Raw genomic sequence first — 24,435 nt, forward strand, 5'->3', positions numbered from 1 at the left:
TCCAATTGATGGCAACGTTTACAAGCGTTTAAACTCGAAACATATTCCGCATTATGATAAATTTTCCAAATTTTGAAATATAGGTAATTTTTTTACATATCAACATATATTAAACCTGCGCATTCTACCCAAGCAATCCTATAACCTAAAAGAATAATCCAAATAGACGCTTGCACGGACATAGGTCTATTAAGATCACTATGGATATCCCGCATTGGGTATGATGGTTTATCCAGTAATTTAATGACCATCTTTAATTTCATAAATCTTTCGATTATAATATTATCAAGGACACATTGCATGGTGTGATTTTTGTGGGGAATATAAGGAGAGATTGATGAAGCTATATATAAAGCAAAAGGTGTTTACAATTGCGGAAAAATTTGAAGTGAAAAACGAGTTTGGAGAAACTGTTTTTTACTGTGAGGGAAGTTTCTTTAGAATTCCAAAAAAATTTACAATCTATGATAAGAACCATGAGATTGTTGGGGAAGTTGAAAAGGTTATGTTAACCTTGATGCCACGGTATGTGATTAGAGATAGTCGTCGTGAAGTAACCCTTAGAAAGCAATTTACGTTTTTGTTTAGCGCGTACATTCTTGACAATATTGACTGGAAACTTGAAGGAAACTTCACTGCACATAAGTATCGGCTTTTGTATGGGAATACCATCATCATGTCGATTGATAAACATTGGTTCACTTGGGGTGATAGTTATGAGCTGGATATTCGAGATGAAGACGATGCAATCTTAGCGTTAGGGATTGTTTTGGCGATTGACCGGATTCTATCCGATGATCATAACACAGCAAATTCTAATGTAAGTAATTAATCCATTGATTTTATGAGTCGTTCAATCCATCCTGTGATATTATTTCTTCACTTGGGAACATCAAAAATTTAAAAATAAAAGGCACCACCTTTGTGAACAGTTTGATAATGCTGTCCATTCAAAGTGGTGCCACTTTTTATAAATTCATTTATTTTTAATTCGGTTAAACTAAATCTTCACCATTTGAAGCAATGACCTTCTTGTACCAATAGAAACTATCTTTCTTAAGTCGGTCCATTGTTCCATTACCTTGATTATCACGATCTACATAGATATAACCATAGCGCTTCTTCATTTCACCAGTACCAGCAGATACTAAGTCAATACAGCCCCATGAAGTGTAACCAATAAGGTCTACACCATCACTGAGTGCTTGTGACATTGCGACAAAGTGATCACGTAGATAATCGATACGGTAATCATCATGGATGCTTCCATCTTCTTCCACAACGTCATCTTGTCCAAGACCATTCTCCGTAACAATAATTGGCACTTGGTAACGAGCGTAAAGTTCAGTTAGGATATAGCGTAATCCATCGGCATCCATTGACCAACCCCAGTCTGAATATTTAAGGTATGGATTTTTTGCGCCAAATGAGAAGTTACCCCCTGCTGTTTCTGAATCATCATGTGTTGTAACACAATTTGTCATATAGTATGAGAAGGTATAGATATCTACTTTCCCTTCAAGGAGTTCTTGCTTATCTTGATCTGTAATATCAAGTGTAATTCCTAATTCATTCCAGATACGTTGTGCAAAATGTGGGTATGCACCACGAACCATAACATCTCCAGAATAGTACATTACTGATTCCATTTTGTGTTGATTCTCTAAGATATCTTTTGGATCACAGGTTAGTGGATAAGACACAATACCACAAATCATACATCCTACTTTGTTTTCTGGATTAATTAGATGGGCACGTTTTACAACGCGTGCGCTTGCGACAAATTGATGATGTAATGATTGATATGCGTCTTTTGCTACTTTTGCAGGTAGGTTTTCAATGAATGCAGTCATCATTGTAAGATTATTGATTTCATTAAATGTTAACCAATACGTTACAAGATCCTTGTATTCGTTCATCACAAAGTCTGCATAACGCTCGAAGTGTTCAATAAGTGCACGATTTGTCCATCCACCATATTTCACTTCAAGTGCATATGGAGTATCAAAGTGGTGCAATGTAACAAGTGGTTCAATTCCATGTTTTCTCATTTCTTCAAACATAGAACGATAGAAATCTACGCCCTTTTGATTTGGTGTTTCGTCATCACCATTTGGGAAAATGCGTGACCAAGCAATTGACATACGGAACATCTTGAATCCCATTTCCGCAAATAAAGCAATGTCTTCTTTATAACGGTGATAGAAATCGATACCCTCATGATTTGGGTAGTATTCATTTTCATCTAAAATAAGCTCAGCATCGTCTGGTATAATATCAAACATCGTTGCGCGTTTGATATTTCCTTCTTTGTCTTTATACATATAAGAACGTGCTTGTTCATGGGTTCCTGCTGTCAAGAAATCATATTTTATGGCTCCTCGTCCATCAACATTGTATGCACCTTCGCATTGGTTCGCAGCTGTTGCACCACCCCAATAAAAATTATGTGGAAACTTTGTCATTGTGTATTCCTCCTTGGGTAAATTCCCTTAAATCATCATGACCAATCCAATTAATGTTGTTACTACTTAATTATCATATCTCAAAGTTTGAACACTTTACACTCTATTTTAATATCTTGGTTTAAAGTTTAGATAAAACAATCAATTCATACACTTTCATCAATATTTTGTTTCATAAAAACCAACGTCTACACTGATCATCCTTTCTAGATTAAATCCTCCTAAATAGAATCTATTGATATAGATTCACCCAAAATCATATTTGTGATTTTTACCTGATATTACGTCTAAATGGGTTGTACTTTTGGTAATGTTTTGGTATTATAATTAAGCAGCTGTCTCCGTAGCTCAGTGGATAGAGCACGCGCCTTCTAAGCGTGTGGTCAGAGGTTCGAGTCCTCTCGGGGACGCCATATATGACATTAACTCACTATTTAGTGAGTTTTTTAATATCAAAAAGTCTAGTTGTAATAAAATTGTAACATTTTAAAATCATGTGCACTCATTAAAGCGTATTCGTATCAGATGATTCAATTAATAGTGTTAATCTCTAGTTTATGTAAGATATATATAAATGCTTTTATGAATACACAATCAGTTTCAATCATTTTATGAAATCATTCTAATTTTCTGAATAAAAAACTCTCCAGTGTTGTTTCTAAATTTTAGTTTTCAAAATTGAGAATTGTTGTAACAATTTCATGTCCTTTATGCGATTGCAATCATATTTTTTATCAGCGCGAATTTCTGATTGGAAAATGATAATGTCTTAAGTAATGTTGACTTCTAACGATAATTGTACAACCACCCATAAAACGAAATAATCCCACTAAGTTTATAGTGGGATTATTACATTCTGTGCGTAGTCCAAACAATCCTTTCCCGGGATACTAAAACTTCTCCTGGGTTTTTGACCTGCAACACAATTACTAGGGATGAATCAATTTAGCGAGATCGATTTTTTGACTTCATCCTTTATAGAATCATGATTTATCTGCTTTTTCTTTCTTCTTTGAAAGATGACTGAAACTAAGCAAAATCATTCCAAATGATAAAATATAGAATCCGAATCTATCATTTTCTACACCAGTACTTGGAAGTACATCTTTATGAGGTCGATCGCCTGTATTAGGAAGGTTTGGTGTTATTGTCTCTGTTTTTCTTCTTACGTCTAGTGTGTTCACCAAATCAAATCCATCTTGACTACCTTGATAGTTATCAACAAGCACTTCTTTTACAGTATAGATTACTTCTTCTCCATTGATATATTTTGGAAGGTTACTGAAAGTATATGTCCATACATTCTTATCTTTTACCCATGTTGGTTCGATATTTGTAACAACCTGATTATTCGCAAATAAGATTAACTGAATTGAATCCGGTCTGTACCCCTCTTTATTATCATTATCCACCCATGTTTTCGTTCCACTCACTTCTGTGTAAGATGTGATTCGGGTATTGGTGATGTCATACCCTTTTTGTGTCATCACATAACCTGCGACTGGCACTTCTTCTACAGTATACTTAATTTCTGCACCGTTTTGATATTGTGGTAGGTTCTCATAAGTATAAGACCAAAGGTTGTCACTTACTTTTGTCCATGTTGGCGTAACCCCTTGAACAACTTCATTGTTGGCTTTTAAAATAAGTTCGATCGTATTGGGTCTGAAACCTTCTCTATTATTATCATCCACCCATGTTTTCGTTCCACTCACTTCTGTGTAAGATGTGATTCGGGTATTTGTGATATCATACCCTTTTTGTGTCATCACATAACCTGCGACTGGCACTTCTTCTACAGTGTACTTAATTTCTGCACCGTTTTGATATTTCAATAAGTTTTCATATGTATATGACCAAACGTTGTCACTTACTTTTGTCCATGTTGGCGTAACCCCTTCAACTACTTCATCATTACCTTTTAAAATGAGTTCGATCGCATCCGGTCTGAAACCTTCTTGATTGTTATCATCCACCCATGTTTTCGTTCCACTTACTGTAACAAGTTGTTTTTCATTGAGGAAATCACCCAGATTAATTACATCCGTATTATTATAATCTTCTTCAAGAATGAAGGTTATTTTATGATCACTTAATTGATAGCCGATTGGTGCTTTTTCTTCAACAACTTGATATGCCCCTGCATCAAGATATGTAACACGAACCATTCCATCACTACTCGAAATAAGTGCATCAGTGCCTTTACCATCATATGCATAGTATTCTATTCCGTTGACGATTGTTTTTGTAAAGCCCTCTACCTTTTCCATGTTACCTTGGCAAAGGTTATCGGAGCATTTGTAAAGTGCAAACTGAGCATCCTGAAGGGTCAATTGAGTGTTGTCTGCATCTGTTTTTCTCCACACGACTGTTCTTGGAACATTCGTAACTGTGATGTATGATATATCATATTTTGATGTGGTGAAGCTTATTTTTTCATTTCCTGACTTCGTTTGATAAAATCCATCGGGTGATGCTTCTTCGACTAAATAATAGTTTCCGGTAGCAAGCCCATTGAGTATCAGACTTCCATCCATTCCAGTTTTAACTAATGCAAGTTGTCCTTGTGGAGAATAAACATATTTCCCACCTGAATAATTAAATAAAATTGGCGTATTATCACTTGCTTTATATACTCTGAAATGTACGTCTTTAATATAATGTGAGGCGATTTCTTGATTTGTACCACTTTCATATAGTTTATTTGCTTTATAAATAACTGCATCACCGATTGTTGGTTTAGCAACAATGTACGCTTTCCAGAAGTTATCTTTTTCAGCAGAATAATCTCCGTCTTTATCGGTCCCTTTGATGATGACTGTATTTTTTACTTTCACTGCATTCAAAGTATCGATATCCTTATACTTAACAGCTGTAACTACTTTGAGTGAAAAATTATAAACATATGGACCAATATATCGGTTTGAATCATTCTTTTCAGTGTAATAGTCTACGGACTGATTGTAAATGCTCGCCATTTCCTTCCATTCTAAAAAGGTATGACTCTCTTCGTAATCACCAGATACTACATCGCTATCATTTCGACCCATAGCTGTCCCGTATTCAACAATGCCATTAACGTATTCCTGTGATTTGATAAGACTATTGACAAACTGAACATATCCATCATATCTTAAATCCGTGTAACGAAGTCCTGTTGAACCTGGTGCACCAAAATTCATGATAACCCGTTCACGAGTCTTTCCTTGGTTATCTGGGTCTTGTTCAGTAATTAATGCAAACGATAATGGCTGTGAACGTACTGCAAGTTCAACATCAGATACTGATTTTCCTTCACTGGTTATTTCTGTGAAATAATCAAACATGTTATATTGAAACCAGCTTTTATATTGAATAATCTTGCCATTCTCATCATGTTTGTCTGAATACAAATAGAATGGTATATCAATGAAGATCTTTTTACTTCCAGATTCACTTGTGAATGATAAATTTGAATCAAGGACTTCTTCTATTATGAGGTCTTCATACTTTGCATCTGCATATTTTGATTCATAGTCTTTAAATTGGTTTCCAAGATGATTGTTTACATCAACATTCCAAGTTATAGTATAATCAATTGTGCTAATAGAACTTACTGCTTTATTGTTTTTTGGTTCATCTGTTGGTTTAATCACACCTTTAATTGTCTCTGAAGAAGGTTTTAAATCAACGGTTACGTTAACAAGTGTTTCATCACCATATGAGTACTCAACAGTTTCACCATTTGCAATCCCTGAATAGGATGCACCTCCATCAAGACCACCAGATATATTATCTTTTCCTTCAATATTTTCATTAAATGTAATGACATATACTAACTTAGAAGTTGTATCATCGATTTTAACAACCTTCAGTTGACCAATTGCGAAGACCACATTACCATCCGTTAATTGGCGGATTTGTGATAAATTTTTAAACCCTGCATTTTCAACTCCCTTGACCGTTAAAATATCAAACTCGATATAATCACCTGATAAATAATTGTCGTAATTTGAATCAATTGCAGACCATCGTAAATCAAAGTATAGATTATGCGTTCCAGAATTATAACTGAAATCATCAACGCTGATTACTCCGTTATCATTATGAACTTTTTTCCCTGCAACACTAATATTAATAGAATCAATTTTAAAATCATTTGTTACATTATTTCCTGTAATTGGTGTTTCCTCATTTTCAGCAAACACATAATTATTACCCACGATTATCATCAACAAACATAAGAATGCAACAAGCATCTTTTTAATCATATAATTTCCTCCCTTGAATAACTACACATTACCAATCGATTTTTAGTTTATATTGAAAAAATCATCTTGATAATCAATGATTCAAAGAGTTCACCCACACATATTGCTTCCCCATTCTTTTATCAAATATCAGTTGTAGTTTCAATTTAATCATAGGGATTTTATATATGATGCACAAATTTTGTCCATATCTTTACTTAATTTGGGTAAATAAATATAAGTTTTCTAAATGTCAGACTTCTAGAATTGGTATTTATGATTATTTCTTTAAATTAACAGTGCATAATCAAAATAAAATATAAATTCGTAAAACGTCTAGTATGTATCCATTGTGGTTGAAGCATTCTTAAAAATTAAGCGCATGATGGATGAATGGATGAGACAAACTAGGAATTTCTCTTAGTAAACCCCTTTCTCAAACTATTAAGGTTTACAAAAAAAAGATGACTTCAGTTTAATGGATATCTTGTGATTAAACTAAAAAAATCATCTCTATTTTTTCTTACACTGTGTATTACACGGGTAATCTAATTAACACGTTTTATTGACTTGATTGAATCTTATCCAATGCTGCTTGTGCGAGCAGGTTTAGATAATTCCAAGGACGGTCAAAATGTGGTTGGAAGAAGAAGTCTACATAAGCGAGGTCTTCAACGGTCATTTTGTTTTGCACTGCAAGTGATAAGGTATTTGCGGATTGAGTGATGTCATATTTAGAAATCACTTGACCACCGACAATACGATTGGTTCCTTTTTCCCAAACAAGTTTCATCAGTACTTTTTCAGTTGTTGGCATGAATTCTGGACGGTAGTTATCTTCAAGAACAACACTGTCTACATCTAAGCCAAAGTTTGCAGCGGAAGCTACGTTTACACCTGTTGATCCAATGGTGAATCCAAAGAGGTATAGTCCTGAAGTTCCTTGAGTTCCACGGTATTTTACTTTGTTTTCTAAGATATTCTTACCCACTAAGTTACCCATACGAACCGCATTTGTTGCAAGTGGAATATAAGCATGATCACCATTTGGATTATAGTGAACTGCAACATTATCACCTGCAGCATAAATATCTTTATCTGAGGTTTGCATGTAGTCATTCACTTTGATTGCACCATTAGGGAGCGTATCTACAAGGTCTTTCGCAAGTTGAGCATTAGGTCTAAAGCCAACACATAAGATTACAAGGTCAGCTTCATATTCGCCTTGTGGTGTCACTACGGACGAAACTTTACCATCAGTGCTCTTGAATTCTTGTACGGTTTGATTTAATGCAACGGTTACACCACGACTACGTAAATCAGCTTCAAGGACATCGGTGAATTCTTGATCAAGGTATTTATTTAAAATACGATCCAATCCATCAATCAAGGTAACATCTTTTCCAGATTCACTGAATGCTTCAACAAGTTCAATCCCAATGTATCCACCACCTACAATGACAACCTTTTGAACTGCGTCTTTGCGTGCGATAATTTCTTGAGCTTGATTGTAGTTCTTACATAACAGAATGTTTTCTGTTTCAATTCCTGGAATTGGTGGAACAATTGGCCATGATCCCGTAGTAAGGACGAGCTTATCATATGTTTCAGTATAAACTTCTTGTGTTTTTAAATCTTTAACAGTAACGGTTTTGTTGTCGTGATCAATATGTGTAACATCATGTTCCATATTCACAGTTGCTCCCAATGAAGATAATTCTTCAGGGCTTGAGTAAAATAACTCTTGGGCATTTTTCACAACACCACCGATATAAAGTGCGATACCGCATGATAAAAATGACACATTATCATTGCGTTCAAATACAACAACTTCACTTCCTGGTGCTTCTTTTAAAATTGATTTTACTGCAGCAGTACCAGCATGTGTACATCCAATAACTACAACTTTCATAATATCCTCCATTGATTAAGGTTCTAATCAGCATACACCTGTATATTACGCATTTTTAGTGTTTTTCGCAATGCAGATGACTGGATTCTCTTGTGACGAATTTCACACTTATAAGATATCCTATAAAATATTATGGTGTAATAGAATTAAAATATAGAATATGGAATTTTAGATGGTTTATCTTCATAATCATTTACTTTTTTTAAGGTAACATGTCATAGTATGCCAAAGATTCTTGATAAAAAAAGCGACAATTTAAAAAGATTCTTATCAAATCGTTCGCCGTGTTTTTTGCATGTATTCTTGGTAGTCAAAGCCAAATTGTTCAAGACACCATCGCTCTTCAGCTAGGATTACCCAATGTCCTGAAATTTGAAAGAGAAGTGTAAGTGTGATGAGAATAATTGAGTGTGTTATCAGGCCACACCCTAGCATGACTAAAAATTGGGAGCCATACATGGGATTTCTTGAATAAGCATAAATCCCTGTTTGATTGATTCCCTTTTTATTGGGCTTCGCAAAGGCTATTGTGGCACACAGATACAGGATAATTCCAATACTGTAAATGATGATTCCTGGGTAAAAAAACACGCTTTTCTTTAGGGACATAAACCATGCTGCGATACAAAAAAAGACAACGGAAAACTGATTCATCAGATGTGCGAATCGTTCATTGTCTTTTGGTGGTGCGATGTGAGCTGCACGATGGATTGCGTCTTTACTGATGTGTCCCAACACACCATAACGTATTACAAATAGTGGTGCAATGAGCAATAGTCCAACCATAACCCGATTCTCCCTTGTTTTTATATTTTTTAAAGGTGCTTAAAGGTCACTGACAAGGCAGCGGTTAACGGTGATTTTATCATGGTCGATGAGCACTTGAGCATAGCAAGGTTTTGTGCCATCGCGATTGTATCGCATGGAACCTGGATTAATCAGGGTCACACCATTGTTTTCTTCAACATTATAGACATGAGTATGTCCGTAGCATGCAAACATACAGTGATGATTTACTGCTTTTTTGGTAAGACCTTCAATGCGATTATTGGTGTAAAATTGATGACCATGGGTAATGTAAAACTTAATGCCCTTGATTTCCGCAATCACATACTCTGGATATTGATAATAGTAATCATTGTTTCCAGTGCATGCATAATATCCACTGAGATATTGTGGGCTGAGTTCACTATCCCCACAGTGTATGAATCCATCAGCATGAGGGTGCTTGAGTTTCACAAGTTCTAAGGGCGTTGTAAGCCCGTGATTATCACTGACAATTATAACTTCAATCATGCGTTATATACCTCCTCATGTATTCGATACAGCTGTTTGATTTGTTCTTTCATGTGTTGGGGATCACCGGTTGTGAAGACACGGTGTGTCGGCAATCCATCGCTTTCATAATGTGCTTGAATAAACGTGCGAATGGGTTCAATTGAATCCACGATCTGTGCGTCTGTTGTTTTTAGAAAAAGATGTTTTACTAATGGGTAATGGGTACACCCTAAAATAATGTGTGTGCGTCCCGTTAGGTTCTCCAAGCCTTCATAAATCATCAATTCAATTTCCTTTTCAGGGATCAAAGATTCAATGGCACTGGCAAGAAGTGGCAGTGGTTTTTCAATGATTTCGCCTAAATGATTTCGATGATAGGCTTTTGAATAGGCATGTGAGCTTACCGTAGCTTGTGTTGCGAGTACCGCAACATGGCGTGCATTATCAGGTAATGCATTGATTGTAAGATCAATAATTCCCCAAATACGCATTGTGGGGTATCGTCGTTTCAACTCAGGAAGTGCAACAGAGGTTGCGGTATTGCATGCGAGTAAGACATCATAAATCCCATGTTTATTGAACCATTCCATTGCGAGTGATGCAAGTTCAATGATTTCATCGTTGGACAAGTTTCCGATTGGGGCTCGTTTTTGATCGGCATACAACGTCAAAGATAACATTGGAAAATGCTCTTTGAGGTCTTTAAAAATTGTATATCCCCCCAAGCCTGAATCAAATAATCCAAGTTTTCTAATTTTCTTCAAACGTGCTCACTCCATTTCTAAATGTAGTAGTTCATAGATGTTTTGCGCAACGGATGTTGATACAACTGCGCTTAATTCTTCAATTGATGCTTGTCGCATATTTTTTAATGACCCAAACTTCGCATATAATTGTTTCTTACCAACAGACCCCAATCCTTCAACCTCGTCAAGAATGGATGCGGTCATTTTTTTCTTTCGCAACAAGCGGTGGTATGTAATAACATAACGGTGTACCTCATCTTGCATTTGTGTTAAGAGGTTAAATAAGGCACTTGAGAGTGACACACTTTTTTCTTGACCATCACAGTCCATAATGCCTCGTGTACGGTGTCGATCGTCTTTCACAAGACCACAAAGTGGGATTGTTAATCCGAGATCGTCCAGTACTTCTTGTGCAGATTTCACTTGATTAAACCCACCATCCACAATAATCAAATCTGGAAATTGCGTCTGTTCTTTGAGAATTCTAAAGTAACGTCGGTAAATGACTTCGCGCATTGAAGCAAGGTCATCACTGCCGGTGCTAAGTTTATACCTTCGGTATAATTTTCGATTGGGTTCTCCATCATCATACACCACACATGCAGATACTGCAAAGGATCCAGATATGTGAGAGTTGTCAAAGATTTCCACACGACGAATTGGTTGGTTTAGGTTGAGTGTGTGTTGCAATTCAACCAATGCACTCTCAAGGTGTTCTTGGCGCGATTGGAGGACTTCAAACTGGGATTCCAGTTGAATCTCAGCATTGCGTTTTCCAATATCAAGCAGTTGTCGTTTGTTTCCACGTTGTGGATGTGATACCTTAATCCCTAACAGTTCTTCAAGACTTTGAGCATCCACAATGTTTGGGACATAGACGTGTTTGGGTTTGGGTTGACGTTCATAAAACTGTGATATAAAGGATAACAGTGCGTCTTCAGGATCTTCTAAAGTAGCTTCAAGCGCCATGGTTTTTTCTAAAAGTCGGCCAGAACGCACAAATAATCCAACAATCGCAAGATATCCACGATGGACGGCATAACTAAACATATCAAACGATTCACGGATGGAGAATTGAACTTGTTGGCGATCGCTAATGTAATCCAAGGCCTCCAGTTTCTCCTTATAATGACTTGCGACTTCAAAGTTTAAGGTTTCACTGGCATGCATCATTTTTTCAACCAGGGCATCTCTAAATCCTTTGTCGTTGCCTTGTAAGACTTTTACGAGGTTTTGACGCCATGCATCAATTTCCGCTTCACTCCATACTGCTTCAGTATGATTCAGTGTTGTGTAAATCTTTTGTTTATTGGGCACAAATCCGGCGTCGCTGGGTAAGGTTTCACTCAGAAGCTCAGACATTTTACGTGCTGCTGTGGCATTTGGATAGGGTCCAAAGTACATAAACTTAGGATTCTGTTTTCGATCGCGTGACACACTTACCACCGGTATGCCTGTACGGTTGAGTTTTAAGTACGGGTAGGATTTATCATCAATGAAGATGATGTTGAATTTAGGGCGGTGTTCTTTGATTAAATTGATTTCAAGAATCAGGGATTCTTTTTCTGTTTTAGTAACCAGAATATCAAAGTCTTCAATCTCACTGACAAGGCGTGTTGTCTTGTGATCATGAGCACCGGTAAAATATGAAGAGACACGGTTTTTGAGATTTTTTGCCTTACCGACATAGATAATCGTGCCGTGTTTGTCCTTCATTTGATAACAGCCTGGTTCAGGTGGTAGTACGCTCAATTTTTCCTTCAGTGTGAGTTTCATTGTTTCAACACGACTTTCGTAGCACCCGTGCCACCTTCGTTCACAGCTGCAAGCTCAAAACTAGCGATGTTTTTATTACGTCGAAGGTATTCATGGACCGCTTTTCTTAAGGTGCCGCTTCCATGACCGTGTACGATCCTAAAGGTATTCACGCGATTTAATATGCATGAATCAACAAACTGTTCGACTTCAGGCATTGCTTCTGCAACCCGTTTCCCAATAATATTGAGTTCTGTTTTTTGCGGGGTGATGCGTGAGACTGAGTGGCTTTTTTGTTTCGCCTTTTTCTTTTTCACAGGACCTGCAAGGCGATCAAGTTTATTAACATCGACTTGTAGCGTCAGTGAACCGACTGCAACATAAGCCGTCGTTTTTTCGATTTTTTCAAGGATTCCAACCTGTCCTGTTGTTGCAATCTTCACCCGATCTCCGACACCTACCGGCTCAACCACAATCTTTGGTTTTGCCTTCTCAATGGTTTCTAAGACGGCTTTTCGTTCTTGTGGTTTACTGTTAGTTTTATTCAGGGTTTCGATTTGTTGTTTCAAGGCTTCAAGTTGTTGGTCAAAGGCAGCATTCTTTTCATCCAACCATTGACGTTTTTCTTTTTGAACGCGCTCAAGGGTTTGTTCAACCGTTTTCTCAAGCGTCACTTTTTCATGTTCAAAAGCGTCTTTTTGCGCTTGCAATTCAACACTCATATCATCATACATCTTGATGCGTGTTTCTAAGAGTTCAAGGAGCTGATCTGCTTCTTGAGTGCTTTCTTTTTTATATTCCCATGCTTGATTGACAATGGTTTCATTTAATCCCAAACGCTTTGCAATTGATAAGGCATTGGACTCACCCATGACATGTTCACGATAGCGATAAGTTGGTGATAAGGTATCCATATCAAACGCAACCGATGCAATCAAGATATCATCGTGTTTTGTCCCATATTGTTTTAATTTTGAGAAATGGGTTGTCGCGATCACAAAGCATCCGACATGTCTGAAGTAATCTAAAATTGCCATTGAAAGGGATTCCCCTTCTAATGGATCGGTTTGAGACCCTAACTCATCCAGTAGGACTAAGGAGCGTGGGGTTGCTTTCTCACATACGATCTTCATGGTTTCTAAGTGTGCAGAAAATGAAGACAATGATTTTTCGATGGATTGTTGGTCTCCAATATCCACAAATATTTGGTCAACAAACATCACTTCTGCTTCTTGAGCAAGAATCGGAAACCCACATAATGTCATTAAGACACTTAAACCCATTGTTTTTAAGCTGACACTTTTTCCCCCTGTATTGGGACCACTGATAATCACTGTTCGATACGGTGGTTTTAAGGTATACGTATTAGCAACCACTTCTTTATCATCAATGAGGGGGTGGCGTGCTTTGATAATATTTAAGGTATCATCACTCAAGCGTGCAACACATCCATCATGGATGCGTCCCCAATCTGCTTTCGCAAAGAGTTCATCAATCATACCACAGGTGTTGAGATCGGCAATTAATTGATCTGCATCTTGACCAATAGCGTGGGATGTTTCTTTGCATATGCGGTCAATTTCTTCTTTTTCTTTCGCGTATGCACCCATCAGGTCGGCGTGCAGTCGGGCAATACTTTGGGGTTCAAAGTAGACCGATTGACCACTTGCAGAGTATCCATACACTGTTCCATCAAACTTGTTTTTATCACTGTTACGAATTAAAAAGGTACGGCGACCTTGATGTAAGGTTACAACAGGCTCCGCTAAAATGTCTTTATTTTTGGATAGAAACTCCTGTGTTTTAGCTTCAAGGCTTTGTTTCTTTTGTGCGATTTCTTTTCGAACGTCTCGTAAAGTGTCACTGGCACGATCTAAGACTTCAGATGTCTCAGAGAAACAATGGTCAATGTGATTTAGTAAGTGTTGATTAATTACAATACTTTCAAACAAATCTTCCAAGGGTTCAAACGATTCTTCAAGACTTTGGAATTGTTTTTTTAGGCGTTGTGACCCTTGCATAAAGCGACCCGTAAAGACAATCTCTTCAATTGAAAGCACCCCGCCTTTTGAGGCACGGATGAGATGTGGGGTAATATCACGAATTCCACCAAAGGATAATGGACCAAACTTGATCAGCAAGTCCATGGCACTTCGCAATCGAGTCAGTTCACGTTGTGTATTTAAACGCGAAAAAGAAGGTTCACTCTCAAGGACCCTCTTTTTACCCAGTGAAAACGCAGCACGCGAAGCAACGCGTTCACATATTTTGTCAAATTCTAAGCGATTATATAGATCATTCATAGTGATTTAAAAACTCCCTAATCGCACTGTCAGTAAATCCTTGAGACTGAAGCCACAACACCATTTGATCTTCTTGTTGTTGGGTTAAGCTGCGGTTTGTGAGAATTGATTGCAGTGCACTATTTTTATTTAATTCATCATTCACAGTCGAAATCAGTGGGCTTGTGATATTACGAATCGGCCCTAATACTGTTTTATCCACAACTACCTGGCCATTGGACACAATTGGAAGGGATAAAAATACAATCAGTAAAAGCACGTAGACGCAATAGACAACCACACTAAAAATGCCACCTGCAACGGAATTAACTTGTTTAATAAGAGGCATTTTTGAAATCAAGGATGCAAGTGGTGTAACCACAAGCAAGATAATACGGATCAGAATCAGTAAGATTCCAAACCACGCAAGTTGGTTTAAGGATGCATTTAAAGAGGTGTCAAGCGCTTCAATCTGAGTTGCTTCAACACTCACAAGGGAAATGATGCGCGCAAACACTGGTGAAAATAACCATGCAACGATTGCGGATACACCCCAAGATATTAAATCGAGTACTTGTAAAAGGAATCCCTTTTTATAGCCTCGATAAAGGACAAACAAAAATAGCAATACCAATAGTGGGTTTATATACAGTATAATAGGTTCTGGAATCGAGAACATGGACCTTCACTCCTTATCTTATTTTATTATACACAACATTTCTCTTTTAAAAAAGGGAGATATCGTCTATATTATTAGTATGGAAACTAAATCACTGACATTAACTCAAAAACAAATCGATGACTTAAAGGTGCGTCATAAGGATGCATCCTTTCGTTATGATATCGCGCATACGCAATTTCAACTCAAAGGTTCAGATTACACCATCACAGTTTACACTTCTTGTAAAGTGGTGTTTCAAGGTGAGAATTTGGATCTAATCCTTTCACCCTATGCACCCACATCCTCATCCAAACCATCCACTAAACCCCTCACACCACACCTACCCATGGCAGGCAGTGATGAAGTGGGGACCGGTGATTATTTTGGTCCGGTTACAGTGTGTGCATGTATTGTGACGCAAGAAAATGCCAACCACTTACCTTTAGACTTAATCCTTGATTCAAAGCTGATGAAGGATGATGTCATCATGAACATTGCACCGCAATTAATGGATGTTTTGGACTATAGCTTGTTGATTCTTGACAACAAGACCTATAATGACACCCATAAAATCTATAACTTAAACCAAATTAAGGCACGCTTACACAATCAAGCCTATCTTCATCTCTCTAAAAAAGCACCCATGCCACCCCTTGCAGTTGTGGATCAGTTCATGCCAAAAGATGCTTATTACAAAGCACTTAAAGGCATTGATGCATACACGCCGCTTCATTTTGAAACCAAGGCGGAACAAAAATACCTTGCAGTGGCCTGTGCTTCAATCATTGCGCGTTATGCCTTTTTACACGCCATAGAAAAAATGGGAACCCACTATGATTGTACGTTCCCAAAAGGCGCTGGAGCGCATGTTGATGTGTTTGGTCAGCAGTTTGTGAAACGCTTTGGTGAACACGTCCTTTACGACGTGGCTAAAACTCACTTCAAGAACACCCAACGCATTATAGGCTCTTAAGCTCAACTGACACCCGCTTGGGTGTTTTTCTTAAGGTAATTCCTGCTTGTGCAAGCATGGATTTTGATGCAAGGACTGCGTCTGTTTCAGCATACTTATCATCTTCATACACGACTTCTTTAATGCCTGCTTGAATGATTGCTTTCGCACATTCATTGCATGGAAATAATGAAACATATAAAGAACAATCTTTTAGGTTTCGGGTTGCATTGAGAATCGCATTCAATTCAGCATGAACGACATATGCATATTTTGAATGCAAGAAATCGCCTTCACGTTCCCACGGAAATTCATCATCACTGATGCCAGCAGGAAAGCCATTGTATCCAATCCCAACAATGCGTTTGTTTGGATCAACAATCACAGCCCCTACTTGTGTCGATGGATCTTTTGATCGAAAGGCAGATAAATGTGCCAAGCCCATGAAATATTCATCCCATGAAATGGCATTTAAACGTTTTCCCATAGTCTATACTCCTTATTTTAGTAGTAAGTTTCGCAAATGCAATGCGTAATCTTTAAATCCAAATTCATACACTGTGTTGATAAAGTTTAAATCAAACATTGAAGGTTCGATGTAGTGATTGCGTGTGAGGACCATCCCCACCAATCCCACACAGGTGAGACAAAATATCGCAAGGGTTCCTTTTCGTAAGGTTGCCCAATCTTGGCGTCTTGAGAAAATAAACCCAAAGAAGATTCCCACAAACAAGCCACCAGCATGTGCTGTAAAGCTTACATTTGGAAGTAAACTGATAAATAAGTTTACCCCAATAATTGAAATCATTTGGTTTCGAACCAGTGGGTTTTTATACATATCGGTTTCATACATCATAATCGCAAAGGCACCAAACAAGGCATAAATCCCTGCACTCATTCCTACACCAATCATGGAGTCTTCACGTAAGAATACAAAGACATTTCCCATAATGACTCCCAAAAATAGGATCAAAAGATAGCGTCCTGTTTTCAAGCGTGGTTCTAAGATGCGACCAATACTTCGTAATGCATACACATTCATCAAGAGGTGTATAAATGAAGCGTGCAAGAACATCGGGGTTAAAAAACGCCAAAATTCATAGGCTTTTGAAATAAGCGGTTTGTAATATGCACCCAGCATAACCACTGAGAGTTCAAGGGTTACCCCTTGTGATATCAGATAGTTTGTGGCGATAAATCCAATCAACGCTAAGATGATCACAATCATGGTTCCCATGGTGTTTTTAATCATAGACCGTTGTTGTTCTTTACGCATGCGTGTGTGAATGCGATCCATAATGACTGTGCGTGCGCGTTGCAGGTTCACATTTTGTAAGGGATGCATTTCCCCTTGAATTTTAGGGTAACGGGTTGCAAAGTTTGTATCGGATATGCGTGTGGGTGTTACCAATACAAAATCATCCGCATCATCAAAGTCTTGTTCATTCACAGTGATAAAAAGCCCAGGTCGTGTTGTTTTCACAAGCAGCGATAAGGTTGCGTGAATTTGCTTGATTTCAAAGCGATTGACTTCCTTGATACTTTGCGCTGAAATCATGATAATGGGAACCTGTGCTTCGTTTTCATTAATCAGCCAGGTTTGAGATATTTCTTGTGATAATGTCACCAGTTTATACCCATGTGATTTCATAAAGTAATCAGTAAGTTCTAATGCCCATACATCTAAATCTCGTAATGCCACTATACATCCCCCCTCACGGTATCTAAAAATGCTTGAAGTTGGTGGGGGATTTCGACTTCAAAATGAAGGGGTTCACCCGTAATCGGATGATTTAAGGTGAGTGCATAAGCATGCAACCATTGACCCCCAATATCCGGTGTGTTTCGATAGCTGTAGGTCTTATCCCCAACAATTGGATGGTTAATGTATTTACAATGCACCCGAATCTGATGGGTTCGTCCGGTTTCAAGTTCACAGCGAATTAAACTCATGTCTTCTTGCGCATAGTTTTCAATCACAAACATCCGTGTTGTTGCAGGTTTTGAATTCACATCCGTTACTGCCATGCGTTGACGATGCTTTGGATCACGTCCAATCGGCGCATCCACTAAGATGGACTGATGTTCCATGACATGATGAACCAGTGCCATATATTCACGTTTTATTAAGTGTTCTTTTAAGTCTTCCACAAGTTTTTCATGGGCTTCATTTGTTTTCGCAACCACCAATAATCCAGAAGTATCTTTATCAATACGATGGACAATACCTGGTCTTAGTTCCCCATTAATATCGCTGAGTTGATCTGTATAGGCTAAAAGACCATGCACTAAGGTAGGACGGTCTAAGGTTGTCATGGATGGATGAACCACCATATCACGGGGTTTATTAATGATAAGTAAATGGTCGTCTTCATACACAATGTCTAAGTCCATGTTTACTGGAGCAAGGGTTGTATCAACCACTTCAACGTGAAACTGGACAACATCGCCTTCGCGAAGTCGCGTGTTTGCTTTTGAAGGGGAGCCATTGACATTGACATTTCCTTTTTTAATCCATGATTGAATGACGCTGCGTGATGTATTCTCAACCATTTGCGCTAAAAACACATCCAACCGTTCATTATCATATTCAAGTTCTACAATGAGCTTAATCATAACGTCCCACCCTTCTTGTCTTCTAAGTAAGTATAAATAAACACCAGCGCTACGCCAATTACCATGCATGCATCCGCCACATTAAATACTGGGAACCAGTATCCAAAGAGGTTAAACGAAAACATATCACGCACAAAATTGAACACAACTCTGTCATAAAGATTGCCTAAATTTCCCGCAAATGCTAATGCAAGTCCAGTTAGTAACACCATGTTGGTTTGCTTCACAAAATAATAAGCAATCACACATGCCACAACAATACTCACAACAATCACGATGGGTCCCAATCCTTCAAAAAGACTCCATGCGGACCCTGTATTTTTTAAGTAAGTGATGTAAAAAAAGTTTGGAATTACTTGAATTCTTTCATTGACTCCGACGCTTGTTTGAACCACTGCCTTAGACCAAAGGTCAAGCACTAACAAACCAACCGAAATCACACATAAGATTAATTTCTTCATATACGCCTCATTTCTTGGTAATTATAACACACATTGGGACGTGATGAAGTTTAAATTACCTCAACTTGAATCCCCTCAAGGATACTCAACACTTCAGTATGCCTTTTTTCATCAAAACTTGCGGTTAATGTATGATCAACCACGATTCTTGCTTCGGGAAGTGCCGCTTTAGAAAGCACTGCATTGGATAAAACACAGATATTGGACACTAAGCCACACAGTTCAACCTCATCATAAGTTTGAGTGTTGAGCCACACACCAAATTCCAACGATCCAAAGGTTGGTTTATCAAACACATGGGAAGCATACTGAGTTAATGATTCTTCAATTTCCCACCCATGAGTGCCTTTGATACAATGTTTGATTGGAAGCTTTGAACCTTCTTGAGTATTGAGATAGTTTTCGTCATGGGTATCACGGGTGAAAACGACATCGCCCCCGTGTTGAAGGGTTTCTTCAATACGCGCTTTAATTAACGGTGCCAGTGATTTCGCACCATCAAATCCTAAACTTCCATCAATAAAATCATGTTGATAATCCACTACAACCAAAAGTTTTTTCATACATTCCTCTTTGGTATCATCCCATTGATGATACCACTCCTTTCATCTGTCTTTTTATAGTTTAATTGTACCACAATTTAAATAAATGACTGGGGTTCACCCACCCATAAAACAAAACAGGGAAATCCCTGTTTGAGTGTTTAAGAATTGTGAAACCCGATATCGCGTCGATAAAACAGTGCATCACAGTCGATCTTATCAATTTCTTGGTAGAGCATGGCTTGGGCTTTTTGTAAGGTATCGGCGCGAGCCGTTACAAAAAGAACACGTCCACCTGTTGCAATCACACCGTGATCATTGCGTGTGGTTCCCATATGGAATACTGGTGTCTTGAGTGTCTCTAAGCCTTTAATCACAGCCCCCTTTTGATAAGCATCGGGATACCCTTGGCTTGCTAAAACGGCTCCAATCACGTAGTCTTTGGTCCATTGTAGTTCCGTTTTTTTCCCGCTCATTAAGTCCATAATGACCTGGTAGAGATCACTTTCAAGGGCTAACATTAAGACTTCAGTTTCAGGATCACCAAAACGTACATTAAACTCGATAACTTGAATGCCGTCTTTGGTTTTCATGAGCCCTGCATAAAGTACCCCGGTATAAGGATGACCTTGATTTAGAAGTGTTGAAACGATGGGTTTTACTACATCATTAAGGGCACAGTTCAAATCATCATCCGTAATGGAATCAACAGGGGTATAGGCTCCCATACCGCCTGTATTCGGCCCTTCATCATGATCAAAAGCCCGCTTGTGATCTTGAGATACTTGTAGGGGGATTATTGTGTCATGGGACACTAGGCATAAGTAGGAGAATTCTTCACCTTCTAAGAAGTCTTCAATCACCACGACATTGCCTGCATCCTCAAATTTGTTATGTGTCATCATGTGGTGCAGTTCAGATTCTGCATCTTCAAAGCAGTTCACAATCACAACCCCTTTTCCAGCTGCAAGACCGGATGCCTTTAAGACAAGGGGATAGGTTTTGGTTTTGGCATAGGCGATGGCCTGTGTGACATCGTCAAAGGTTTCATAACCGGCCGTTTTGATATTGGCCTGTTTCATCATTTCTTTCGCAAATGCTTTTGAGCCTTCAAGGTTTGCACAATACTTTGAAGGTCCAAACACACAAATGTTTGTGTCTTTAAATGCATCCTGTATACCCTGTACCAGTGGAATCTCTGGGCCCACCACCACAAGGTCAATGGCATGTTTTAGGGCAAATGCTTTAAGTGCTTCAAAGTCAAGTGCATCAATGTCCACTAAGGTTGCGACATCGTCCATGCATGGTGAACCTGGCGCAATATAGACAGTTTCAACCGATGGGCTTTGATTAAAGCGGGTGGCAAGGGCGTGTTCACGTCCCCCACTTCCGACAACTAATACGCGTCCCATCAGTGTTTAAAGTGCCTTTCACCTGTTATGACCATGGCAATCTGTGCTTCATTGCATGCATCAATGGATTCTTGGTCTTTAATGGAACCGCCTGGTTGAATGATTGTTTTAATGCCATACTGTGCAGCTAAATCAACCGTATCACGCATTGGGAAGAATGCATCTGAGGCCAAGACTGCACCTTTTGCTTTTTCACCGGCTTGATTTAGCGCAATCTGTGCTGCACCTACTCGGTTCATTTGTCCTGCACCGATGCCTACGGTTTGCGTACCATTCACCACAACGATTGCATTACTCTTCACATGCTTCACAACTTTTTGGGCAAACAAGACGCTATTGAGATCGTGGGGATCTAGGGGTGTTTGGGTTACACATTGAATTGAATCGGGTGTGGGTGCGTGGGTATCACGTGCTTGCACAAGCAGTCCCCCATTCACAGACTTAAATTCATGATTCGCCAATGGCCCTTCTGTTTTATATTCCAACAATCTTAGATTCTTTTTCTTACTAAGCAGTGTCAGCGCATCGTCATCAAAAGCTGGTGCTAAAATGATTTCTAAAAAGATGGCGGATAGTTTTTGTGCGACTTCTAAAGTGACACTGTGATTAAATGCCACGATTCCACCAAAGATACTGACGGGATCGCCTGCATAAGCTTTATCAAACGCTTCATTCACATCCTTCCCACATGCTATGGCACAGGGGTTCATGTGTTTCACCGCAACACAGACACAATCATGTTTAAATTCTTCTACCATATTTAAGGCAGCATTTCCATCTTGAATGTTATTATAGGATAATGCTTTCCCATGCAATTGTTTTGCACTGGCCAAAGCATAGCTTTCTGTGTGTGCACTTGCGTAAAACTGAGCATCTTGATGTGGATTTTCTCCATATCGTAAGGATGCGTTTAACTCATATCCAAGGGTCAATGGGGATGTGACGGGTTCTTCACACTGTTCATTCAGATACGCTGCAATCAATGTGTCATAATAGGCAGTACTTGCATAGACCTTGGTCGCAAGATGGCGTCTAAAGGATTCAGTCGTGTTTTGATGCATCGAAATTTCTTCTAAAACACGGGTGTAATCGTGGGGATCAATGATGACGGTGACATCTCTAAAGTTTTTCGCAGCACTTCTGAGCATTGAAGGGCCCCCAATGTCAATTTGTTCAACCGCTTCTTCTAAGACCACCCCTTCTTTAGCGATGGTTTCTTTAAACGGATATAGGTTAACTGCCACAAGGTCGATGGGTTTAATGCCATGTTTTTCCATGGCTTTGATGTGGGATGGGTTGTCTCTAAGTCCCAATAACCCGCCATGAATGAGCGGGTGCAGTGTTTTGACACGACCATCCATCATTTCTTCAAATCCTGTGACATCTTCAACACTTAATAACCCTGTGAGTCCATGGTCTTCCAGGTATTGTTTCGTTGACCCTGTCGCAATGATTTCATAATCCTGTGATAGCAATCCTTGTGCAAATTCCACAAGACCGCTTCGATTACTGACACTTAATAAGGCGCGTTTCATAGTTTATTCTCCTGACTGATTGTTTCCAACACACTCACATAGAGTTTATGTTCAATGCGATGGAGTTCTGCTTCGATTTCTGATCGTGGTTGTCCTTGATAACATCTAAAGGATTGTTGTTGAATGATGGCCCCACCATCTAAACTTTCATCAACATAATGGATGCTGGCACCCAAAAGCGTATCGTTATTTTGAAGTGCTTGTCCTAAGGCATCCAGTCCCTTGTACTTGGGTAAAAGAGATGGATGGATGTTGATGATTTTTTGGGGATATGCCTGAAGTAAGGTTTTCCCAATCAAACGCATATACCCTGCAAGTGCGATGAAATCAATCGCGTGTGATTTGAGTTGTTCAAGAATCTGTGTTTCATAGGCTTTTTTATTTGGATAATCTTTGGGATTAAATACGAATGTATCCACACCCCGTGCTTGGGCTTTTTGGATAATGGCAGCCTGTGGATTATCGCATACGCACAAATCAAGGGTTGCATGAATACGACCTTGTTCAATTGCATCATAAATGGCTTCAAAATTTGATCCGGTTCCTGATGCAAAGACACACAGCCTCATCGTAAAATAACTCCTGGTGTTGCGATGACTTCACCCATTATCACAGGTGTTTCACCTTTGGATTTAAGATGACTGCATACTGGTTCAACCTTTGCTTCATCAACCACTAATACCATGCCAATTCCCATGTTAAAGATGGCGTACATTTCTTCATCACTGATATCGCCCAGTGATTGAATCAGGGTAAAGATTTCATCTTTTTCCCAAGCATGTGTATTGATACTGACCCCTAAGCCTTTTTGAAGACAGCGTTCAATGTTTTCATAAAACCCTCCGCCAGTAATGTGGGCAATCCCACTTACAAGGTTTTGGTCAATGAGTCCCATAACACTGTTTACATAAATGCGAGTGGGTGTGAGTAGACGATTTAGAAGTGGCATGCCATCAACACTTTGATTCATATCGAGGTCATTGTCTTTAAAGATTAATTTACGCACCAGTGAGAATCCATTGGAATGAATTCCTGAGCTTTTCAGACCAATGAGGATTTGTCCAGGTTTTGTGTCTTCTGGTTTTAAGAGGCGATCTCTTTCTTGAACACCCACGGCAAATCCGGCAAGGTCATAATCATCCCCTTGATACAAATCATTCATTTCTGCAGTTTCACCGCCAATTAAAGCACAGCCTGCTTGGGTACATCCTTCCACAATCCCTTGGATGATGGTTTCAATCATGACTGGATCTGTTTTCCCAACCGCTAAGTAATCAAGGAAAAACAGTGGCATTGCGCCTTGTGCCAAGATGTCATTCACACACATTGCGACACAATCAATGCCAATGGTTTCATGGCGGTTAAAGGTTTGGGCAATCACTAATTTAGTTCCAACACCATCGGTTCCACTGACTAATACAGGATCCTTAATGTTGTATTTCGCAAGGTCAAATAAGGCGCCAAAGGACCCCACATTTTGCATCACCCCTTGATTAAAGGTTTTGCCGACATGTTTTTTAATGCGATCGACAACTTCATATCCTGCTTCAATATCGACCCCTGCTGCTTTATATTTTTCACTCATAGTT

20 protein-coding genes and 1 tRNA gene are annotated in these 24,435 nt (G+C 38.7%); 3 read left to right on the plus strand and 18 right to left on the minus strand.

Annotated elements, in window-relative coordinates:
• The first annotated feature begins 337 nt into the window (after nt 1-337).
• Nucleotides 338-832 (plus strand): LURP-one-related/scramblase family protein, encoded by a 495-nt coding sequence (locus AOC36_RS07640; RefSeq protein WP_067633046.1) that lies wholly within the window; start codon nt 338-340, stop codon nt 830-832.
• Nucleotides 833-995: 163 nt separating this feature from the next.
• Here the strand turns inward: AOC36_RS07640 and AOC36_RS07645 are convergent, their stop codons facing one another.
• Complete coding sequence (locus AOC36_RS07645) at nt 996-2,465, minus strand: glycoside hydrolase family 1 protein (RefSeq protein ID WP_067633047.1); 1,470 nt, start codon at nt 2,463-2,465, stop codon at nt 996-998.
• 337 nt (nt 2,466-2,802) lie between these two features.
• On the opposite strand from AOC36_RS07645, the gene AOC36_RS07650 reads away from it, so the two are divergent.
• Nucleotides 2,803-2,878: transfer RNA gene (locus tag AOC36_RS07650), tRNA-Arg, on the plus strand.
• A 570-nt stretch (nt 2,879-3,448) separates the two neighbouring features.
• Here the strand turns inward: AOC36_RS07650 and AOC36_RS07655 are convergent.
• The 8 genes from AOC36_RS07655 to AOC36_RS07690 form a co-directional block, all read right to left on the minus strand.
• On the minus strand, nt 3,449-6,715 hold the full coding sequence (locus tag AOC36_RS07655) for a Cna B-type domain-containing protein (RefSeq protein ID WP_067633048.1): 3,267 nt from the start codon (nt 6,713-6,715) through the stop codon (nt 3,449-3,451).
• A 541-nt stretch (nt 6,716-7,256) separates the two neighbouring features.
• On the minus strand, nt 7,257-8,606 hold the full coding sequence (locus tag AOC36_RS07660) for an FAD-dependent oxidoreductase (protein ID WP_067633051.1): 1,350 nt from the start codon (nt 8,604-8,606) through the stop codon (nt 7,257-7,259).
• Between the two features lie 270 nt (nt 8,607-8,876).
• Nucleotides 8,877-9,392, minus strand: coding sequence for a methyltransferase family protein (locus AOC36_RS07665; RefSeq protein ID WP_067633053.1), 516 nt, complete (start codon nt 9,390-9,392; stop codon nt 8,877-8,879).
• Nucleotides 9,393-9,431: 39 nt separating this feature from the next.
• Nucleotides 9,432-9,902 carry a metallophosphoesterase family protein gene (locus tag AOC36_RS07670; RefSeq protein WP_067633055.1) on the minus strand — a complete coding sequence of 157 codons (471 nt, stop codon included), beginning with the start codon at nt 9,900-9,902 and terminating at the stop codon, nt 9,432-9,434.
• Nucleotides 9,899-10,648, minus strand: coding sequence for a glutamate racemase (locus tag AOC36_RS07675; protein ID WP_067633059.1), 750 nt, complete (start codon nt 10,646-10,648; stop codon nt 9,899-9,901). The genes AOC36_RS07670 and AOC36_RS07675 overlap by 4 nt, the downstream gene beginning before the upstream one ends.
• A gap of 6 nt (nt 10,649-10,654) precedes the next feature.
• Nucleotides 10,655-12,406, minus strand: coding sequence for an excinuclease ABC subunit UvrC (uvrC, locus tag AOC36_RS07680; RefSeq protein WP_067633060.1), 1,752 nt, complete (start codon nt 12,404-12,406; stop codon nt 10,655-10,657).
• Nucleotides 12,403-14,688, minus strand: coding sequence for an endonuclease MutS2 (locus tag AOC36_RS07685; protein ID WP_067633061.1), 2,286 nt, complete (start codon nt 14,686-14,688; stop codon nt 12,403-12,405). The genes uvrC and AOC36_RS07685 overlap by 4 nt, the downstream gene beginning before the upstream one ends.
• On the minus strand, nt 14,681-15,346 hold the full coding sequence (locus AOC36_RS07690; RefSeq protein ID WP_067633062.1) for a CvpA family protein: 666 nt from the start codon (nt 15,344-15,346) through the stop codon (nt 14,681-14,683). The genes AOC36_RS07685 and AOC36_RS07690 overlap by 8 nt, the downstream gene beginning before the upstream one ends.
• 79 nt (nt 15,347-15,425) lie before the next feature.
• Between AOC36_RS07690 and rnhC the strand changes: the two genes are divergently transcribed.
• Nucleotides 15,426-16,301, plus strand: coding sequence for a ribonuclease HIII (rnhC, locus tag AOC36_RS07695; RefSeq protein WP_067634600.1), 876 nt, complete (start codon nt 15,426-15,428; stop codon nt 16,299-16,301).
• Here rnhC and AOC36_RS07700 read toward each other — a convergent pair.
• From AOC36_RS07700 to purM, 9 genes are all read right to left on the minus strand, one after another.
• Nucleotides 16,288-16,767: a deoxycytidylate deaminase gene (locus tag AOC36_RS07700; protein WP_067633063.1), complete on the minus strand. Its 480-nt coding sequence runs from the start codon at nt 16,765-16,767 to the stop codon at nt 16,288-16,290. The genes rnhC and AOC36_RS07700 overlap by 14 nt on opposite strands.
• Before the next feature lie 12 nt (nt 16,768-16,779).
• On the minus strand, nt 16,780-17,982 hold the full coding sequence (locus AOC36_RS07705; RefSeq protein ID WP_067633065.1) for a rhomboid family intramembrane serine protease: 1,203 nt from the start codon (nt 17,980-17,982) through the stop codon (nt 16,780-16,782).
• A complete protein-coding gene (locus AOC36_RS07710; protein WP_067633066.1) occupies nt 17,982-18,896 on the minus strand; it encodes an RluA family pseudouridine synthase in 915 nt (304 codons plus the stop codon). The genes AOC36_RS07705 and AOC36_RS07710 overlap by 1 nt, the downstream gene beginning before the upstream one ends.
• Nucleotides 18,893-19,357 (minus strand): signal peptidase II, encoded by a 465-nt coding sequence (gene lspA, locus AOC36_RS07715; protein WP_067633069.1) that lies wholly within the window; start codon nt 19,355-19,357, stop codon nt 18,893-18,895. The genes AOC36_RS07710 and lspA overlap by 4 nt, the downstream gene beginning before the upstream one ends.
• 50 nt (nt 19,358-19,407) lie before the next feature.
• Nucleotides 19,408-19,920 (minus strand): cysteine hydrolase family protein, encoded by a 513-nt coding sequence (locus AOC36_RS07720; RefSeq protein ID WP_067633072.1) that lies wholly within the window; start codon nt 19,918-19,920, stop codon nt 19,408-19,410.
• Nucleotides 19,921-20,060: 140 nt separating this feature from the next.
• Nucleotides 20,061-21,311: a phosphoribosylamine--glycine ligase gene (purD, locus tag AOC36_RS07725; RefSeq protein ID WP_067633074.1), complete on the minus strand. Its 1,251-nt coding sequence runs from the start codon at nt 21,309-21,311 to the stop codon at nt 20,061-20,063.
• Nucleotides 21,311-22,846 carry a bifunctional phosphoribosylaminoimidazolecarboxamide formyltransferase/IMP cyclohydrolase gene (gene purH / locus AOC36_RS07730; protein WP_067633076.1) on the minus strand — a complete coding sequence of 512 codons (1,536 nt, stop codon included), beginning with the start codon at nt 22,844-22,846 and terminating at the stop codon, nt 21,311-21,313. The genes purD and purH overlap by 1 nt, the downstream gene beginning before the upstream one ends.
• Entirely contained in the window at nt 22,843-23,415 is a 573-nt protein-coding gene (gene purN, locus AOC36_RS07735; RefSeq protein ID WP_067633078.1) for a phosphoribosylglycinamide formyltransferase, read from the minus strand. Before purN ends, purH begins: the two co-directional genes overlap by 4 nt.
• Nucleotides 23,412-24,431 (minus strand): phosphoribosylformylglycinamidine cyclo-ligase, encoded by a 1,020-nt coding sequence (gene purM / locus AOC36_RS07740; protein ID WP_067633080.1) that lies wholly within the window; start codon nt 24,429-24,431, stop codon nt 23,412-23,414. Before purM ends, purN begins: the two co-directional genes overlap by 4 nt.
• Nucleotides 24,432-24,435 lie beyond the last annotated feature (4 nt).

Source organism: Erysipelothrix larvae (genome assembly GCF_001545095.1).
GTDB classification, from domain to species: Bacteria; Bacillota_I; Bacilli_A; order Erysipelotrichales; family Erysipelotrichaceae; genus Erysipelothrix; species Erysipelothrix larvae.

Coding starts and splice junctions, on each gene's coding strand:
- AOC36_RS07700 (WP_067633063.1), bottom strand. CDS start 16,767: ATGGGAAAACGTTTAAATGCCATTTCATGGGATGAATATTTCATGGGC.
- purH (WP_067633076.1), bottom strand. CDS start 22,846: ATGAAACGCGCCTTATTAAGTGTCAGTAATCGAAGCGGTCTTGTGGAA.
- uvrC (WP_067633060.1), bottom strand. CDS start 12,406: ATGAAACTCACACTGAAGGAAAAATTGAGCGTACTACCACCTGAACCA.
- AOC36_RS07660 (WP_067633051.1), bottom strand. CDS start 8,606: ATGAAAGTTGTAGTTATTGGATGTACACATGCTGGTACTGCTGCAGTA.
- lspA (WP_067633069.1), bottom strand. CDS start 19,357: ATGAAGAAATTAATCTTATGTGTGATTTCGGTTGGTTTGTTAGTGCTT.
- AOC36_RS07720 (WP_067633072.1), bottom strand. CDS start 19,920: ATGAAAAAACTTTTGGTTGTAGTGGATTATCAACATGATTTTATTGAT.
- AOC36_RS07665 (WP_067633053.1), bottom strand. CDS start 9,392: ATGGTTGGACTATTGCTCATTGCACCACTATTTGTAATACGTTATGGT.
- purM (WP_067633080.1), bottom strand. CDS start 24,431: ATGAGTGAAAAATATAAAGCAGCAGGGGTCGATATTGAAGCAGGATAT.
- AOC36_RS07690 (WP_067633062.1), bottom strand. CDS start 15,346: ATGTTCTCGATTCCAGAACCTATTATACTGTATATAAACCCACTATTG.
- AOC36_RS07670 (WP_067633055.1), bottom strand. CDS start 9,902: ATGATTGAAGTTATAATTGTCAGTGATAATCACGGGCTTACAACGCCC.
- AOC36_RS07685 (WP_067633061.1), bottom strand. CDS start 14,688: ATGAATGATCTATATAATCGCTTAGAATTTGACAAAATATGTGAACGC.
- AOC36_RS07655 (WP_067633048.1), bottom strand. CDS start 6,715: ATGATTAAAAAGATGCTTGTTGCATTCTTATGTTTGTTGATGATAATC.
- AOC36_RS07710 (WP_067633066.1), bottom strand. CDS start 18,896: ATGATTAAGCTCATTGTAGAACTTGAATATGATAATGAACGGTTGGAT.
- purD (WP_067633074.1), bottom strand. CDS start 21,311: ATGGGACGCGTATTAGTTGTCGGAAGTGGGGGACGTGAACACGCCCTT.
- AOC36_RS07645 (WP_067633047.1), bottom strand. CDS start 2,465: ATGACAAAGTTTCCACATAATTTTTATTGGGGTGGTGCAACAGCTGCG.
- rnhC (WP_067634600.1), top strand. CDS start 15,426: ATGGAAACTAAATCACTGACATTAACTCAAAAACAAATCGATGACTTA.
- purN (WP_067633078.1), bottom strand. CDS start 23,415: ATGAGGCTGTGTGTCTTTGCATCAGGAACCGGATCAAATTTTGAAGCC.
- AOC36_RS07640 (WP_067633046.1), top strand. CDS start 338: ATGAAGCTATATATAAAGCAAAAGGTGTTTACAATTGCGGAAAAATTT.